The following is a 16,316-nucleotide window of genomic DNA, read 5'->3' on the forward strand; positions in this document are numbered from 1 at the left end:
TACATGCAGTTTGTACGTTTTATCCACGAAGGAGTCATCCCATGAAAGTGACGAGCTATTACCCGGTGATCATGACCAACGACGTGGCCGGCACCGCGGCCTTCTACCAGGCGCATTTCGGGTTTGCGTCGCTGTTCACGACCGACTGGTACGTGCACCTGCAGCTGGCGGACGATGCCTCGGTGAACCTCGCCGTGCTCGACGGCAGCCACACGACCATTCCCGCCGAAGCGCGCGGGCAGGTGGCGGGCGGGTTGCTGCTGAACTTCGAGGTGGAAGACCCCGACGCGGAGCACGAGCGCCTGAAGGCGGCGGGCCTGCCGATCCTGCTGTCGCTGCGCGACGAGGCTTTCGGCCAGCGCCACTTCATCACGCGCGACCCGAACGGCGTGCTGATCGACATCATCAAGCCGATCCCGCCGTCGGGTGAGTTCGTGCAGCAGTACGAAGCCAGCGCGCTGCCGACCTGACGCCCGTTCAGGCGCGCAGGGCTTCGTCTTCTTCCAGCCCGTCGCCCAGGAAGCCGCCGCTCTGGTGCGCCCACAGCCGCGCATACAGGCCGCCCTGGGCCATCAGCGTGCGGTGGTCGCCTTCTTCGACGACGCGGCCTTCGTCGAGCACGATGAGCCGGTCCATCGCGGCGATGGTCGAGAGCCGGTGCGCGATGGCGATCACGGTCTTGCCTTCCATCAGCGTGTACAGGCTCTGCTGGATCGCGGCCTCGACCTCGGAGTCGAGCGCACTCGTGGCTTCGTCGAGCAGCAGGATCGGCGCGTCTTTCAGCATCACGCGCGCAATCGCCACGCGCTGGCGCTGGCCGCCCGACAGCTTCACGCCGCGCTCGCCCACATGCGCCTCGTAGCCGCGCCGTCCGCCCGCGTCGCCCAGCGTCTGGATGAAGTCGTGCGCCTCGGCACGCCTGGCGGCGGCTTCGATCTGCGCCAGCGTGGCGTCGGGCCGGCCGTAGGCGATGTTGTCGGCCACCGATCGGTGCATCAGCGACGTGTCCTGCGTGACCATGCCGATGTGCATGCGCAGCGAATCCTGCGTGACCTTCGAGATGTCCTGCCCGTCGATGAGGATGCGGCCGCTCTCCAGGTCATGGAAGCGCAGCAGCAGGTTCACCAGCGTCGACTTGCCGGCGCCCGAACGGCCGACCAGACCGATCTTCTCGCCGGGCCTGACCACGAGGTTCAGGTCGTCGATCACGCGGCGGCCCGCGTCGCCGTAGCGGAAGCTCGCCTGCTCGAAGCGCACCTCGCCGTGCGGCACGTCGAGCACCGTGGCATGGGGCGCGTCGAGCACCGTGCGCGGGCGCGACAGCGTCTTCATGCCGTCCTGCACCGTGCCGATGTTCTCGAACAGGCTGGTCATCTCCCACATGATCCAGTGCGACATGCCCTGCAGCCGCAGCGCCATCGCCGTGGCGGCGGCCACCGCGCCCACGCCCACCGTGCCGTGCGACCACAGCCACAGCGCCATGCCCGCCATGCCGGCCGTGAGGCCCATGCTCAGCGTGTGGTTGACGATCTCGAAGGCGCTCACCAGCCGCATCTGGCCGTAGCCCGTCTTCATGAACTCGCGCATCGCGTCGCGCGCAAAGCCGGCCTCGCGCTGCGTGTGCGAGAACAGCTTGACGGTCGCGATGTTGGTGTAGGCGTCGGTCACGCGCCCGGTCATGAGCGCGCGCGCGTCGGCTTGTGCCTTGCCGACCTTGCCCAGGCGCGGCACGAAGTACACCAGCGAGGCGATGTACAACGCCAGCCAGATGACGAAGGGCCACACCAGCTGCGCGTCGAGCACGCCCACCAGGATGATCATCGTGGCCACGTACACGCCCATGGCCACCAGCACGTCGGCCAGCACGAACACGGTCTCGCGCACGGCCAGCGCGGTCTGCATCACCTTGGCCGTGATGCGGCCCGCGAACTCGTCCTGGTAGAAGGCCATGCTCTGGCCCAGCATCAGGCGGTGGAAGTTCCAGCGCAGGCGCATCGGCAGGTTCACCGCCAGCGTCTGGTGCTTCACGATGGTCTGCAGTGCCACCACGCCGATGCTGATCACCAGGAACGCAGCCAGCCACAGCAGCGTGTCGCCGCGCTCGGCCCACAGCTTGGACGGCACCTGGCCGCCGAGCCAGTCGACGATGCGCCCGAGGATCGCGAACAGCGCGGCCTCGAAGGTCGACATCACCGCCGTGAGCACCGCCATCGCGGCGATCTTGCCGCGCACGCCGTGCGTGCAGGCCCACAGGAAGGCAAAGAAGCCCTGGGGCGGCAGCGTCGGTTCGGCGGCGGGGTACGGGGGAAGGAGTTTTTCGAAAAAGCGGAACAAGGAATCGGTCTCCAGGAGAGCCTTCGACTGTAGCCCTGCATGCATGACCTTGCCCCGAAAAGGTGCGTTCGCAGCCGATGCCTTCAGCAACCCTTCAGCTGCGTCGTGTCTTGGTGTCGTCAGCGCGTGCTGCCTTTGTTTCCATGCCCCCGAGCCGCTCGCTCAGGAAGTCGATGAAAGTTCGCAGCTTGGGCGACATGTACTGCCGGCTCGTGTACACGGCGAACAGCGTGACCGGCGTGGCTTCGAACGCGGGCAGCAGCCGCACCAGCCGGCCTTGCGCCAGGTCGTCGTCGATGAGCCACACGGGCAGGTACGCAATGCCCATGTCGGCGCGCACCGCGTGCAGCGTGAGCGTGGTGTCGTCCGAGCGCATCGCGGGCGTGAGCCGCAGCGGGAACATGCGCCCGCCCGGCCCCTTGAGCGCAAGGTTGTCCAGGTTCACGTAGCTGGGCACGATCGCGCCCAGCTTCGCGAGGTCGGCCGGCACCGCGGGCAGGGCGCCGTGGCGCTTCAGGTAGGCCGGCGTGCCCGCAAGATGAAAGGGCACGCGGCACAGCGGCCGTGCGATGAGCGCGGGCGAGGGCTCCTGCGTGGCGCGCAAGGCCAGATCGTAGCCGTCGGCCGCGAGATCGACCTTGCGGTTTTCCAGGTGCATGTCGACCAGCACCTCGGGGTACGCCGCGCGGTAGTCGGCCAGCACGCGCGCAAAGCGCGGCGTGGCGCACCACACGGGCGCGCTCACCTTGAGCTGGCCGCGCGGCGCGTCGCTGGTCTGGCCGATGGCGGCCTCGGCCGCGTCGAGCAGGTCGAGTGCGCGGCGGCTCTGCTCGTACCAGGCGGTGCCGGCCTCGGTCAGGCTCAGGTGGCGGCTGGAGCGGTGCAGCAGCCGCGCGCCCAGCGATTTCTCGAGCTGTGCCACGTGCTTGCTGGCCATTGGTGCCGACAGGCCCAGGCGCTCTGCCGCGGCCACGAAACTGCCGGCCTCGACGACCTCGCGGAACACGCGCAGGCTGGTCATGCGGTCCATCGATGATTTCCTGTGAAGAAAGGATTCGATGCATCGTAGCCTGTCGATTTCCTGAAAGGAAATGTCTACAGTCGATCCAACGCCTTCAAGGAGCATCGACTTGACCCACGACACCCCCACGCTTTCCCGCCTGCCCACGTACTTCATCTCGCACGGCGGCGGCCCCTGGCCCTGGATGAAGAAGGAGATGGGCGCCACCTATGACCAGCTCGCCGCCTCGCTGGCCGACATGCCGCGCCAGATCGGCCGCACGCCGGCGGCCATCCTCATGGTCTCGGCGCACTGGGAGTCGCCCGTGTTCACCGTGCAGGGCAACCCGCGCCCGCCCATGATCTACGACTACGGCGGCTTTCCGGCCCACACCTACGAGGTGCGCTATGCCTCGCCCGGTTCGCCGGAGCTCGCGCAACGCGTGCAGTCGCTGATCGCCGTCGCCGGCCTGCCGGCGCAGATCGACCCCGAGCGCGGCTACGACCACGGCATGTTCTCGCCGATGGCCGCGATGTACCCGAACGCCGAGGTGCCGGTGGTGCAACTGTCGCTGCGGCGCGGGCTCGACCCGGCCGAGCACCTGACGCTGGGCCGCGCGATTGCGCCACTGCGCGACGAGAACGTGCTCATCGTCGGCAGCGGCCTGAGCTATCACAACCTGCGCAACTTCGGTCCGCAGGCGCACGGCGTGTCCAAGGCCTTCGGCGACTGGCTCGACGAGACGGCTGTGCAGGCCACGCCGCAGGCGCGCGTGCAACGCCTGCAGGACTGGGCCTCGGCTCCGTCGGCGCGCATGGCGCACCCGCGCGAGGAGCACCTGATTCCGCTGATGGTCGCGGTGGGTGCGGCCGAGGGCGACGTCGGCGAGCGCGTGTACCACGAGGACGCCTTCATGGGCGGGCTCGTGGTGTCGAGCTACCGGTTCGGCGCCGCCTGAAGGCACGCGGGCCGCGCGGCAGAATGAAGCCATGCCCACGCCCGCTCTGCCCACCCCCGACGAATCCGCCGAAGCCCGGCGCCAGATCGCCCGCATCGAAGCCCTGTCCACCTCGCACGACCTGGTGCACGACGGCGTGCGCGTGCGCTGGCGCCGCTTCGGCACCGACACGACGAAGCCGCCCATCGTGCTGCTGCACGGCGGCCACGGCAGCTGGATGCACTGGCTGCGCAACGCCGAGGCGCTGTCGGCGCAGCGCACGCTGCTCCTGCCCGACATGCCCGGCTTTCACGATTCCGATGCGCTGCCGCGCGTGGCGCCCGGCGAAGACGCGCTGGTGCCGCTCCTGGCCGCGCTCGGCGGCACGCTCGATGCGCTCATCGGCGCCGGCACGCCCATCGACCTGGGCGGCTTCTCGTTCGGCGGGCTTACCGCTGCGCGCTTCGCGGTGCGGCGCGGCGCGATCCGCCGGCTGGCGCTGATGGGCAGCGGCGGCCACGGCACCTTGCGCCGCATGACGGTCGAGATGATCAACTGGCGCGCCGCCCCCGACCGCGAGACCGAACGCGCCGCGCTCATGCACAACCTGGGCGCGCTGATGCTGCACGCGCCGGCCGCCATCGATCCGCTGGCCTTCGAGATCCACGACCTCTCGTGCCATGGCACGCGCTTTCGCAGCAAGGAGGTGTCGCTCTCGGGCGGACTGCAGGCCGCGATCGACGCGCTGGGTGTGCCGACGCTGCTGCTGTGGGGCGAGTTCGACGTCACCGCCGATTCGCGTCCGCTGGTGGCGCAACTGGCCAGCGAAGGTCCTAGCCGCGAAGGCGTGGTGATCGACGGCGCGGGGCACTGGGTGCAGTACGAACGCGCCGACGAGACCAATGCGCGGCTGCTGAAGTTCTTCGGCTGAACGTCGCCGCGACCGGTTACTGCTTCGTGAGGCCGAGCTTGCGGATGGTCTCGGCCCACTGGTCGTAGGTCGTGCGCGTCAGGTCGGCCAACTGCTGCGGGGTCGACGATTCGGCTTCGTACGCACCCTGGCGGAAGAAGTCGCGCGTGGCCGGCATCGCCAGCACCTGCGCCAGCGCGGCATTGAGCTTGGCGACCACCGGCGCCGGCATGCGCGCCGGGCCGTAGAAGCCGAGCCAGCTCGCCATGTCGACGCCGCTCACGCCTTGCTCGCTCATCGTGGGCACATCGGGCAGCATCGCGCTGCGTTTCGGCGCCGCCACCGCGAGCATGCGCACCTTGCCGGTGGCCGTGTTCTGGATGGCGTTGGGCGCCGCGTCGAAGTAGTACTGCACGCGGCCCGCGAGGAAGTCCTTCGCCGCATCGGCACCGCCCTTGTAAGGCACGTGCACGACGTCGAGCCCGGCCTGCCGCGCGAAGACCTCGCCGTAGATGTGCGACGAGGTGCCGGAGCCGAACGAGGCGTAGCTCATCTTTCCCGGGTTGGCCTTGATGTACGCCACCAGCTCCTGCACGTTGCGCGCCGGCACGCTCGCGTGCACCGTCAGCACCAGCGGGCCGCGCGCGCCGAGCGAGATGGGCGTCAAGTCCTTGAACGGGTCGTAGCGCACCTGTGCCAGCGTCTGCGGGTTCTGCGCGACCACGGAAGAGGGCGCGTACATGAAGGTGTAGCCATCGGGCGCCGCTCGGATCACTTCCTCGGTCGCGAGGATGAAGCTCGCGCCCGGGCGGTTCTCCACGATGACCGGCGTCTGCAGCGCCTCGCCGAGCTTGTTGGCGACGAAGCGCGCCTGCGCGTCGGACGCGCCGCCCGCCGCCAGGCCGAGCACGATGCGGATGCTGCGGCCCTTGACCGGAAAGTCCGCGGGTGAGGTCGCGAATGAAGACAGCGGCAAGGCGATCGCGCCCAGCGCAAGCCACGCGGCCGCGCTGCGTCGGGTGATGAAGGAAGAAAGGCTCATTGCTTGGCCAAGCCTACCTGCTGCACCATCGCGCCCCAGCGCTCGTAGGTCGTGCGCGTGATGCCGGCGAATTCTTCCGGCGTCGTCGCACCGGCTTCGTAGCCGCCCGTGCGATAGAACTCGCGCACCTGCGGCATCGCGAGCACCTGCGTGAGCGCCGCGTTGAGCCTGGCGACCACCGGCGCCGGCATGCGCGCCGGCCCGTAGAAGCCGAGCCAGCTCGGCAGGTCCAGCCCGGCGTAGCCTTGTTCGGCGAAGGTGGGCACGTCGGGCAGCGCCGGGATGCGCGCGTTCGCCGCGATGGCCAGCACCTTCACCTTGCCCGTGGCCGAGGTGATGATGGCCGACGAGGCCGAGTCGAACATGTACTGCACGCGCCCACCGATCAGGTCTTTGGCCGCGTCCGAGCCGCCCTTGTAGGGGATGTGCACCGCATCGACGCCGGTCTTCTTCACGAAGGCCTCGCCGTAGATGTGCGACGAGGTGCCCGCGCCGAACGAGGCGTAGCTCACCTTGCCGGGATTCGCCTTCACGTAGGCCACGAGTTCCTTCACGTTGTGGGCCGGCACCGAGGTGCTGACCGACAGCACCAGCGGTCCGCGCCCGCCCATCGAGATGGCGGTGAAGTCCTTGAACGGGTCGTAGGGCACCTGCGCGAAGGTGTGCGGGTTCTGCGCCATCGTGGACGAGGGCGCGTACAGCAGCGTGTAGCCGTCGGGCAAGGCGCGCGACACCTCGTTGGCCGCGAGCATGGTGCTCGCGCCGGGCTTGTTGTCGACGATCACGCTGGTGCCCAGCACCTCGCCGAGCTTCTGCGCCACGATGCGCGCCTGCGCGTCGGTGCCGCCGCCGGCGGTGAAGCCCACGACGATGCGGATCGGTTTGTTGCGCGCCGGAAAGTCCTGCGCGAACGCGAGCGGCGCCAGGCCCAGCAAAGCTGCGGCGCCGAGCGCCGTGCCGAATGCACGGCGGGTGCCGTTGAGTTTCTTCATCGATGTCTCCGTTGGAATGTTCTCCTGATATTGATTTAGAAAATCATAAAAATCCATATTAACTAGGGAATACCCCGAATAAAGGCCTTTTCTCGGCTTTTGTGTTTGACAAAATGAACATTGAAATCAAAATACGACGAAACAGCCAATCCAGGACACCCATCTCATGAAAACTGTCGTCCGCACCGACGAGCGCATCCTGTCCTCCGACATCTTCGACCGCGACAGCCGCGTCAAGCGCCCTGACCACGGCAGCTGGGCCGAGCCCGGCAAGAACATCCCGGTCTATCACCGCTGCGGCGTGCTGGTGGTCGGCGGCGGCCCGTCGGGCACCGCCGCAGCCGCTGCCGCGGCCCGCGCGGGTGCCGACGTGGCGCTGCTCGAGCGCTACAACCACCTGGGCGGCTTGTCGACCGGTGGCCTCGTGATCTGGATCGACCGCATGACCGACTGGGAAGGCAAGCTGGTGATCCGCGGCTTCGCCGAAGAACTGTTCGACCGCCTGCCCGCCGACGCCATCGCCGGCCCGCAACGCGCGGACTGGGGCTCGCAGGACGTGGCCAAGGCCGCGCACTGGTCGCAGCGCACGGCCGCCTACCACGGCATCGTCACCTGGTCGCCCACCATCGACCCCGAGCGCCTGAAGCTGCTTTCGCAGGAGATCGTGCTGGAGCGCAAGGTCAAGCTCATCTACCACTCGTGGGCCGCCATTCCGATCGTGCAGGACGGCGCCGTCAAGGGCGTGGTCTTCGAGAGCAAGGAAGGCCGCATGGCCATCATGGCCGACGTGGTGGTCGACGCCACCGGCGACGGCGACCTGTTCGCCCGCGCCGGCGCCGCCTACGTGAACGACATCGAAGAGGCCGACGTGCACCACTGCATGAACACCTCGTGGCTCTTCGGCGGCGTGGACATGAACCGCTGGATCGACTTCAAGGCCGGCCAGCCCGAGGCCTTCGCCGGCTTCATGGCGCGCGGACGCGAGCAGCTCGGCCTCTTCGAGCGGCCCTTCGTCTCGTGGCGCAACGACGTGGCGCTCTTCATGGGGCCGCGCCAGTCGGGCTACTCGGCGCTCGACGTGGACGACCTCACGGCCGTCGAAGTGCGCTCCCACCGCGCCATGGCCGCGCACCTCGACTACTTCAAGGCGCACGCGCCCGGCTTCGAGGACGCCTACCTGATGCTGAGCGCGCCGCAGATCGGCGTGCGCCATGCGCGGCGCCTCACCGGCGTGGGCGCGGTGCTGCGCAGCCAGTGGCCCGACGGCGTGGCGCTGGCGGACGAGATCGGCGTGACGCCCGCGGTGTCGCCGAAATTCCCGAACATCTCCATCCCCTATGGCGCGCTGGTGCCGCAGCAGCTCGACGGCCTCGTGGCCTGCGGGCGCCACATCTCGTGCGATCGCAACTCGCACGGCTTCATGCGCGAGATTCCGCAGTGCTGGATCACGGGCCAGGCCGCGGGCGTGGCGGCGGCGCTGGCGTCGCAGGGCGGCATCGCGCCGCGCTTCGTCGATGTCGGCGCGCTGCAGTCCGCGCTGCTGGCGCAGGGCGTGTACCTGCGGGCCGGGGCTGAAGGCGGGCAGGGCGCGACCTCCGGCGCGGCTGAAGCCAGCGCCTGACCCGGCCCTTTTTGCCATGAACCCGGCCGACCTCCTTTCGCGAGCCTCTACATTGCAGAGTCTTGCAAAGCGTTCAAAGGGTCCTTCCATGTCCACCGATAAAAACGACAGCTCTCTTTCCGCGGCCGATGCGTCCGATTCGCGCGGCGAACGTTCCGACACCGTGAGCGCGCTGGAGCGCGGCATCTCGGTGCTGCGCTGCTTCAGCGAAGACCGCCCGGTGCTCGGCCACGCCGACGTTGCGCGCATCACCGGCATTCCGCGTCCCACGGTCAACCGGCTGGTCGCGACGCTGCTCTCGCTGGGCATGCTCAAGCCCGCGCAGGCGCCCGACCGCTTCATGCTCGGGCCGGGCGTGGTGTCGCTCTCGCGCGTGTTCCTCGGCAGCCTCGATGTGCGCGCCGCTGCGCGGCCCAGCATGCAGGCGATGGCGGAGGAGGTGGGCGCTTCGGTCTACCTCGCGGTGCGCGACGGCATGGAGATGGTGCTGATCGAGGCCTGCCGTCCGCGCTCGTCGATGCTCTCGGCGCGGCTGGACGTGGGCTCGCGCGCACCGCTGCCGAACTCGGCGCTAGGCCGCGCGTACCTCTCGGCGCTGCCCGATGCGCAGCGCAACCAGCTGGTCGATTCGATGCGCCTGCTGCGCGGCCCCGAGTGGGACGGCATCGCCGCGCCCATGACGCGCGCCATCGGCGAAGCCAAGCGGCTGGGCTACTGCCTCTCGCTGGGCGAATTCCACCGCGAGATCAACTCGGTGTCGGTGCCGCTCATCGGCCCCGACGGCGAGGTGATGGCGCTCAACGGCGGCGGCGCCGCCTTCGTGTTCACCGAAGACAGATTGCGCAACGAACTCGCACCGCGCCTGCACGACATCGCGCTCACCATTGCGCGCGACATCGGCGGCCACGTGCCTTCACCCTCGCCGGGTTAGCCGCCCGGCCGGGGACCCTTCCCCACGATAGAAGAACGGAGACACAGGTCATGCACCTGAGCGATGAAGAAAAAGCCATGTACGACGGCCGCGACGGACCGGCCGTGCAGAAGGCGATGGACCTGCTGATGCGCTACGGCGAAGCCCTCGGCGCCGAGCGACTGGTCGAGACGCGCAACGTCTGCGCCACCATCACCTCGACCACGCCCTTTCAGCGCGACTTCGCGCTCGCCAAGGGCGGCGGCATGGACGCGGTGTTCTCCGAATTCAGCCTCGACAGCCAGGAGACCGTCGAGATCCCGAAGTTCAAGGTCTTCACGAGCCACCTGCAATTGGGCTTCGACCCCGGCCAGCCCGAGCGCATGGGCGTGAGCGAGGAGATCGTCCAGTTCTACAACAGGAGCGAGCGCCATGCGGCCGGCCTCGGCGCGCAGATCATGAACACCTGCACGCCCTACCAGGTGGGCAACATCCCGACGCGCGGCGAGCACTGCGCGTGGATGGAATCGTCGGCGGTGGTGTATTGCAACTCGGTGCTCGGTGCGCGCACCAACACCGAGGGCCGCGAGAGCACGGGCGCGGCGATGCTCACCGGGCGCATTCCCTACTGGGGCTACCACCTCGAAGAGAACCGCCGCGCGACGCATGTGATCGAGCTGGACATCGAGGTCGAGTCGGTGCAGGACTGGGGCCTGCTCGGCTACTACATCGGCGAGCACGTGCAGGAGCGTGTGCCGGTGGTGCACAGCCGGCGCGGCATCGGCCGCGTGCCGAACCTGCCGCGGCTCAAGCATTTCGGCGCGGCCGCCTCGTCCTCGGGCGGCGTGGAGATGTACCACATCGCCGGCGTCACGCCCGAGGCGCTGACGCTGGCGCAGGCGCTCGGCGGCAAGGCGCCCATCGAGGTGCTGCGCTACGGCGAGGCCGAGCGCCGCGCGACCTACGAAAAGATCAACGTCACCGGCAAGGACAGCGAAGTCCAGTACGTGATGCTCGGCTGCCCGCACTACACCATCGAGCAGATCTGGGAGGCCGCGCAGCTCATCGAAGGGCGCCACGTGCACCCCGATTGCGAGCTGTGGATCTTCACGCCGCGCGCCATCAAGTCGCTGGCCGACCGCAACGGCTACACGAAGATCATCGAAGACGCGGGCGGCATCCTCATGACCGACAGCTGCTCGGCCATGAGCCGCGCCGTGCCCAAGGGCACGAAGACCGTGGCGCTCGATTCGGCCAAGCAGGCGCACTACCTCCCCGCCATCCTCGGCGTGCAGGCGTGGTTCGGCAGCACGGCCGAATGCGTCGATGCGGCCTGCACCGGTCGCTGGAACGGAGCCTACGCATGAGCGCCGCAGTCATCACCGAACAAACCATCGTGATCCGCGGCCGCAAGGTGGTCGGCGGCGTGGCCGAAGGCGAGGCGCTGGTCACGCGCGACCGCATCTCGGGCTGGGGCGGTATCGACCCGCGCACCGGCACCGTCATCGAGACGCGGCACGAACTGCGCGGCCAGAGCTTCGCCGGCAAGGTGCTGGTGTTCCCGGGCGCCAAGGGCTCGTCGGGCTGGTCCGCGATGTTCCACATGACGCGGCTCATGAACTCCGCGCCCGCGGCGTTCCTGTTCAACGAGATGACGACCAAGATGGCGCTCGGCGCCGTGGTGACGCACTCGCCCTCGATGACCGACTTCGAGCGCGACCCGCTCGCATGCATAGAGACCGGCGACTGGGTGCGCGTGGACGCCGACCGCGGCGTGATCGAGATCACCAGGAAGAACAACGACAAAACCGGAGACCGTTCATGACCCGCCCCCTGCGCAGCAACTTCCCGCGCGGCTCCTACCTCTGGTCGGTGCGCAATGCGCACTGGCGCGCGCTCGGCATCCCCGAAGAGGATTGCGAGAAGCCCAAGATCGCCATCGTCAACAGCTCCTCGGAGCTGGCCGCGTGCTTCAGCCACCTCGACAAGGTGGCGGCGGAAATCAAGGCGGCGATCCGGGCGGCGGGCGGCGTGCCGTTCGAGATCCGCACGGCCGCGCCCAGCGACTTCATCACCGGCGCGGGCGCGCGCGGCGCCTACATGCTCGGCGCGCGCGACCTCGTGACCAACGACATCGAGGTCGCGGTCGAAGGCGCGCAGCTCGACGGCATGGTCTGCCTCACCTCGTGCGACAAGACGGTGCCGGGGCAGCTCATGGCGGCCGCGCGGCTCAACATCCCGACCTTGCTCGTGCCCTGCGGCTACCAGCCCAGCGGCGAGTACCGCGGCAAGCACATGGACATCGAGGAGGTGTTCATCGGCGCGATGCACGCGGTCACCGGCCACCTGCCGGTGGAAGAACTCGTGGGCATGAGCCGCGAGGCGATCCGTGGGCCGGGCGTGTGCTCGGGCCTGGGCACGGCCAACTCGATGCACATCGTCTGCGAAGCGCTCGGCATGGCCTTGCCCGGCAGCGCGCCGGTCGCCGCGCTGAGCCCGAAGATGATGGACGACGTGCGCGCGGCCGGCACGCGCATCGTGCAGATGGTGCTGGACGACCTGAAGCCGCGCGACATCCTCTCGGCCGGCGCCTTCGCCAACGCGGTGCGCGCGGTGCTCTCCGTCGGCGGCTCGCTCAACACGGCCAAGCACCTGCAGGCGATATCGACCGAAGGCGAGTGCGGCGTCGACGTGTACGACCTCTTCGAAAACCTCGGCCCGACGACGCCGGTGCTGGCCGGCGTGCGGCCCATCGGCGAGCATTCGATCGAGGCCTTCGAGGCGGCGGGCGGCTGCCGTGCGCTGATGAAACAGCTCGCGCCCTTGGTCGACACGGGCGCGCTCACGGTGACCGGCGGCACCGTCGCCGACAACCTGCGCCACGCCGAAGTGAGGGACGCCGAGGTGATCCGCCCCATCGACCGCCCGGTCGCGCCGCTGCCGGCCATCGTGCTCTTGCGCGGCAACCTCGCGCCCGAGTCGGGCCTCATCAAGACCGGCATCGCCGAGCGCAAGGTGCGGCGCTTCACCGGGCCGGCCGTGTGCTTCTGGACTTCGGACGCTGCCATCGCCGCGATCAAGAACCACGAGATCGTCCCCGGCCAGGTGGTCGTGATGCGCGGCGCCGGCGCGTGCGGCGGGCCGGCCATGGGCGGTGGCGCATCGCGCGTGGTCTTCGCGGTCGATGGCGCGGGGCTCGGCGACCAGGTCGCGCTGCTGACCGACGGGCATCTCTCGGGCCTGGTCTGCAAGGGGCTCGTGGTGGCCGAGGTGTCGCCCGAGGCGGCACTGGGCGGTCCGCTCGGGTTGGTGCGCGATGGCGACGTGATCACCATCGACCTGGACGCGCGCCGCCTCGACATCGCCTTGACCGACGTCGAACTTGCCGCGCGCCGCGCCGACTGGCAGGCGCCGCCGCCGGCCTTCGATACCGGCTGGCTGCAGCAGTACCGGCGCAACGTGAGCCCGCTGTCCAAGGGCGCCGTGCTCGTGCGCACGGAGCGGCCACAGCCCGCCAGCTAGACCTTTTTCACCCCGGCCTTCGCCAACCGGTGCGCACCCCCGTGCGCACCCGGTGGCGCAGCCCTGCGCGCGATCCAAGTTTTCAACCCAAAAAAGAGCAGGAGACAAGAAACCATGAAGAGACTTTTGATGTGGTCGGCCATCGGCCTGGCCAGCAGCGGCGCGGCGCACGCGCAATCCAGCGTCACCGTGTTCGGCGTGATGGACCTCGGCGTCCAGTACACGAAGGGCGAGGGCGGCGGCTCGGTCAAGGCGCTGTCGAACGGCGGTCTCTCGACCAGCCGCATCGGCTTTCGCGGCACCGAAGACCTGGGCGGGGGGCTGCGCGCAGGCTTCTGGCTCGAAGGCAGCCTGAACCCCGACCTGGGCACCGGCCGGCCGAGCAACACCAACAACCAGACGAGCGGCGCGGGCCCGGCGGGACCGATCACCTTCGACCGCATGTCCTTCGTGAGCCTGTCGCACGATGCGCTGGGCGAAGTGCGGCTGGGCCACGACTTCATTCCCACGCACTACAACAGCATCTACTTCGACCCCTTCAACGCCAACGGCGTGGCGCGCGCGGGCAACCTCACCTTCGCGGGCGCGGGCACCGGGCCGCTGCCCACGGCCATCACCGGCAGCAACACGGTGAGCTACTGGCTGCCGGCCAAGCTGGGCGGCTTCTACGGCATGGCGATGATCGGCACCGGCGAAAACAACTCCACCGCGCCGAACCGCGACGACGGCAACTTCGGCGGCGCGCGCTTCGGCTTCGCCTCGGGCGCGTTCGACATCGCGGCGGCCGTGACGCGCTCGCACTTCAACGCCACCTCCACCATCGGCAACTACACGCACGCCAACATCGGCGGCTCGTGGGACGCGGGCTTCGCGAAGTTCTTCGCGCTCTACAACAAGGTGACGGTGAAGCTCGCAGCCGGCGCGGTGCGCAAGAACACCGTCGAGATCGGTGCGCACATCCCGGCCTTCGAGGTCGGGCGCATCCGCGTGAGCTACGCCTACCTGGACGACCGCAGCGACGAAAGCCTGCGCAACGCCAACGGCATGCCGCGCAACCGCGACGACGCGCGCCAGTTCGGCATCGGCTACGTGCACAACCTCTCCCGGCGCACCGCGCTGTACGGCACCTACGCGCGGCTGATGAACAGCGGGCAGGCGCGCTACGTGGTGAGCGGCGGCAGCGCGCCGGCGGGCGGGATGCGCTCGTCGGGCTGGGAGTTCGGCGTGCGGCACCTCTTCTGAACTTTCTTGAACAAGGAGGCTTTCATGCGACGCAGAACCCTGACTCTCGCGGCCCTCGCCGCCACGGCACTGCCCGGCGCGGCGGCCTGGAGCGCCGACGCGTACCCGAACAAGCCGCTGAAGCTGATCGTCGGCTTCGCCGCGGGCGGCGGTGCCGATTCGCTCACGCGCATCATCGCGGAGGGGCTGTCGAAACAGCTCGGCCAGCAGGTGATCGTGGAGAACCGACCCGGCGCCGACGGCGTGCTCGCGGCGCAGGCCACCTCGTCGGCCAAGCCCGATGGCTACACGCTGCTGATGGGCACCAACACCGCGATGGTCGCCGCGCCCACGCTGCGGCCGACCTCGCCCTACGACCCGTTCAAGGCCTTCACGCCGATCAGCTCGGCGGGGCAGTTCTCGATGTTCCTCGTGGTGCCGTCGAGCTTGCCGGTGAAAAGCGTGAACGAGCTGCTGGCGCTCGTGGCGTCGAAGCCCGGCGCGCTCAACTCGGCCTCGAGCAACAGCGCCTCGGAGCTTGCGATGCTGCAGTTGCTGGGCGAGCGCAAGGTGGTCAACGCGCGCTACAAGGGCGACATGCAGGCCATGACCGACCTGCTGGGCGGGCAGATCCAGATGATGTTCACCACCGGCACGCTGGCGCCAGGCTTCGTGAAGGAGGGACGCATCCGCGCGCTGGTCACGCTGCTGCCGCAGCGCAGCGGCCTGCTGCCCGATGTGCCGACGGGCGGCGAGCTGGGGCTGGGCAAGCTCACGATCACGCCCTGGGCCGGCTTCTTCGGGCCGCCGGGGCTGCCGAAGGAGATCACCGACAGGCTCTCGCAGGAACTGCAAAACACGCTCAAGCGGCCCGACGTGCATGCGCAACTGGTGCAGCAGGGCTTCGAGGGCTACGGCATGAGCCCCGCGAAGTTCGCCGAGTTCTTCCGCACGCAGTACGACGCCTTCGGCGCGACCGTGCGGGAGCACAACGTCAAGTTCGAATAGAAGAGGCCTCGCGGCGCCAGAAGGCGGCATCGGGGAAGGTGCCGGCGCCGGCCGCGGCGTTGTCGGCCATGTGCTCCGCGCGGCCCGTGCCCGGGATCGTGCAGGTCACGGCCGGGTGGCTCAGCACGAACTTCAGCAGCACCTGCGCCCAGCTCGTGCAGCCGATCTCGCCGGCCCAGGCGGGCAGCGGCTTGTCGCGCAGGCGGCGCAGCAGGCCACCGCCGCCGAAGGGCATGTTGACGATCACCGCCACGCCGCGCTCGGCCGCGAGCGGCAGCAGGCGCTGCTCGGCATCGCGTGCATCGAGCGAGTAGTTGATCTGCAGGAAGTCGAGCTTCTCGGCGCGCAGCACCGCTTCGACCTCGTCGTAGGCCGAGGCGGTGTAGTGGGTGATGCCGATGTAGCGCACGCGGCCTTTCTCCCTCCAGCCGCGCAGCGTGGCGAGGTGGGTGCGCCAGTCGACGAGGTTGTGCACCTGCATCAGGTCGATCTCTTTCGTGCGCAGCCGCGCGAACGATTGCTCCATCTGCGCGATGCCGGCTTCGCGGCCCGAGGTCCAGACCTTGGTGGCGAGGAAGGGTTTGGCGCCCGGCTTCGCGGCGGCCAGCAGTTCGCCGGTGGTTTCCTCGGAGCGGCCGTACATCGGCGAGCTGTCGATCACCGTGCCGCCGGCCGCGAAGAGCGCGTCGAGCACGCCGGGCAGGCGCCCGTATTCGTCGGTGCCGGGGCGCTGGTCGAAGCCGATCCAGGTGCCGCAGCCGACGACCGGCAGGGCTTCCTTCGTGGAGGGAATGGGGCGGGTGGTCATCTGCATCGCGG

Annotated in this window: 15 protein-coding genes; 10 read left to right on the top strand and 5 right to left on the bottom strand. The window is 69.1% G+C overall.

Annotated elements, in window-relative coordinates; all coding sequences use genetic code 11:
• Positions 1 to 41 precede the first annotated feature (41 nt).
• Entirely contained in the window at positions 42 to 470 is a 429-nt protein-coding gene (locus AC07YS_RS18355; protein WP_495268803.1) for a VOC family protein, read from the top strand.
• A gap of 7 nt (positions 471 to 477) precedes the next feature.
• Here AC07YS_RS18355 and AC07YS_RS18360 read toward each other — a convergent pair whose 3' ends face one another.
• Both AC07YS_RS18360 and AC07YS_RS18365 read right to left on the bottom strand, forming a co-directional pair.
• Positions 478 to 2,334, bottom strand: coding sequence for an ABC transporter ATP-binding protein (locus tag AC07YS_RS18360; RefSeq protein WP_495268802.1), 1,857 nt, complete (start codon positions 2,332 to 2,334; stop codon positions 478 to 480).
• A 94-nt stretch (positions 2,335 to 2,428) separates the two neighbouring features.
• A complete protein-coding gene (locus AC07YS_RS18365) occupies positions 2,429 to 3,364 on the bottom strand; it encodes a LysR family transcriptional regulator (RefSeq protein ID WP_489057131.1) in 936 nt (311 codons plus the stop codon).
• Between the two features lie 100 nt (positions 3,365 to 3,464).
• On the opposite strand from AC07YS_RS18365, the gene AC07YS_RS18370 reads away from it, so the two are divergent.
• Positions 3,465 to 4,292: a DODA-type extradiol aromatic ring-opening family dioxygenase gene (locus AC07YS_RS18370; protein ID WP_495268801.1), complete on the top strand. Its 828-nt coding sequence runs from the start codon at positions 3,465 to 3,467 to the stop codon at positions 4,290 to 4,292.
• A 31-nt stretch (positions 4,293 to 4,323) separates the two neighbouring features.
• Entirely contained in the window at positions 4,324 to 5,202 is an 879-nt protein-coding gene (locus AC07YS_RS18375) for an alpha/beta fold hydrolase (protein WP_495268800.1), read from the top strand.
• A gap of 16 nt (positions 5,203 to 5,218) precedes the next feature.
• Here the strand turns inward: AC07YS_RS18375 and AC07YS_RS18380 are convergent, their stop codons facing one another.
• Together AC07YS_RS18380 and AC07YS_RS18385 are read right to left on the bottom strand one after the other, a co-directional pair.
• A complete protein-coding gene (locus tag AC07YS_RS18380; protein WP_495268799.1) occupies positions 5,219 to 6,223 on the bottom strand; it encodes a Bug family tripartite tricarboxylate transporter substrate binding protein in 1,005 nt (334 codons plus the stop codon).
• Positions 6,220 to 7,215 (bottom strand): Bug family tripartite tricarboxylate transporter substrate binding protein, encoded by a 996-nt coding sequence (locus tag AC07YS_RS18385; protein WP_495268798.1) that lies wholly within the window; start codon positions 7,213 to 7,215, stop codon positions 6,220 to 6,222. The genes AC07YS_RS18380 and AC07YS_RS18385 overlap by 4 nt, the downstream gene beginning before the upstream one ends.
• Before the next feature lie 166 nt (positions 7,216 to 7,381).
• Here AC07YS_RS18385 and AC07YS_RS18390 point away from each other — a divergent pair, with 166 nt between their 5' ends.
• The 7 genes from AC07YS_RS18390 to AC07YS_RS18420 all read left to right on the top strand — a co-directional run bounded on the left by AC07YS_RS18390 (position 7,382) and on the right by AC07YS_RS18420 (position 15,497).
• The gene (locus tag AC07YS_RS18390) at positions 7,382 to 8,836 is read left to right on the top strand and encodes an FAD-dependent oxidoreductase (RefSeq protein WP_495268797.1); all 1,455 of its coding nucleotides are present in this window, start codon (positions 7,382 to 7,384) and stop codon (positions 8,834 to 8,836) included.
• A gap of 88 nt (positions 8,837 to 8,924) precedes the next feature.
• Positions 8,925 to 9,767, top strand: a complete 843-nt coding sequence (locus tag AC07YS_RS18395; protein ID WP_062475657.1) for an IclR family transcriptional regulator — start codon at positions 8,925 to 8,927, stop codon at positions 9,765 to 9,767.
• A 50-nt stretch (positions 9,768 to 9,817) separates the two neighbouring features.
• Positions 9,818 to 11,113: an aconitase X gene (locus AC07YS_RS18400; RefSeq protein WP_495268796.1), complete on the top strand. Its 1,296-nt coding sequence runs from the start codon at positions 9,818 to 9,820 to the stop codon at positions 11,111 to 11,113.
• A complete protein-coding gene (locus AC07YS_RS18405) occupies positions 11,110 to 11,571 on the top strand; it encodes an aconitase X swivel domain-containing protein (RefSeq protein WP_495268795.1) in 462 nt (153 codons plus the stop codon). The genes AC07YS_RS18400 and AC07YS_RS18405 overlap by 4 nt, the downstream gene beginning before the upstream one ends.
• Positions 11,568 to 13,268, top strand: coding sequence for a dihydroxy-acid dehydratase (ilvD, locus tag AC07YS_RS18410; protein WP_495268794.1), 1,701 nt, complete (start codon positions 11,568 to 11,570; stop codon positions 13,266 to 13,268). Before AC07YS_RS18405 ends, ilvD begins: the two co-directional genes overlap by 4 nt.
• A 114-nt stretch (positions 13,269 to 13,382) precedes the next feature.
• Positions 13,383 to 14,510 (top strand): porin, encoded by a 1,128-nt coding sequence (locus AC07YS_RS18415; protein WP_495268793.1) that lies wholly within the window; start codon positions 13,383 to 13,385, stop codon positions 14,508 to 14,510.
• A 24-nt stretch (positions 14,511 to 14,534) separates the two neighbouring features.
• Entirely contained in the window at positions 14,535 to 15,497 is a 963-nt protein-coding gene (locus AC07YS_RS18420; protein WP_062475671.1) for a Bug family tripartite tricarboxylate transporter substrate binding protein, read from the top strand.
• On the opposite strand, the gene AC07YS_RS18425 is transcribed toward AC07YS_RS18420, so the two are convergent.
• Positions 15,484 to 16,311, bottom strand: coding sequence for an aldo/keto reductase (locus AC07YS_RS18425; protein ID WP_495268792.1), 828 nt, complete (start codon positions 16,309 to 16,311; stop codon positions 15,484 to 15,486). The two genes, AC07YS_RS18420 and AC07YS_RS18425, sit on opposite strands and share 14 nt — an antisense overlap.
• Positions 16,312 to 16,316: the final 5 nt, after the last annotated feature.

The organism is Variovorax sp. GW458-11-26-14-LB1, assembly GCF_059423965.1.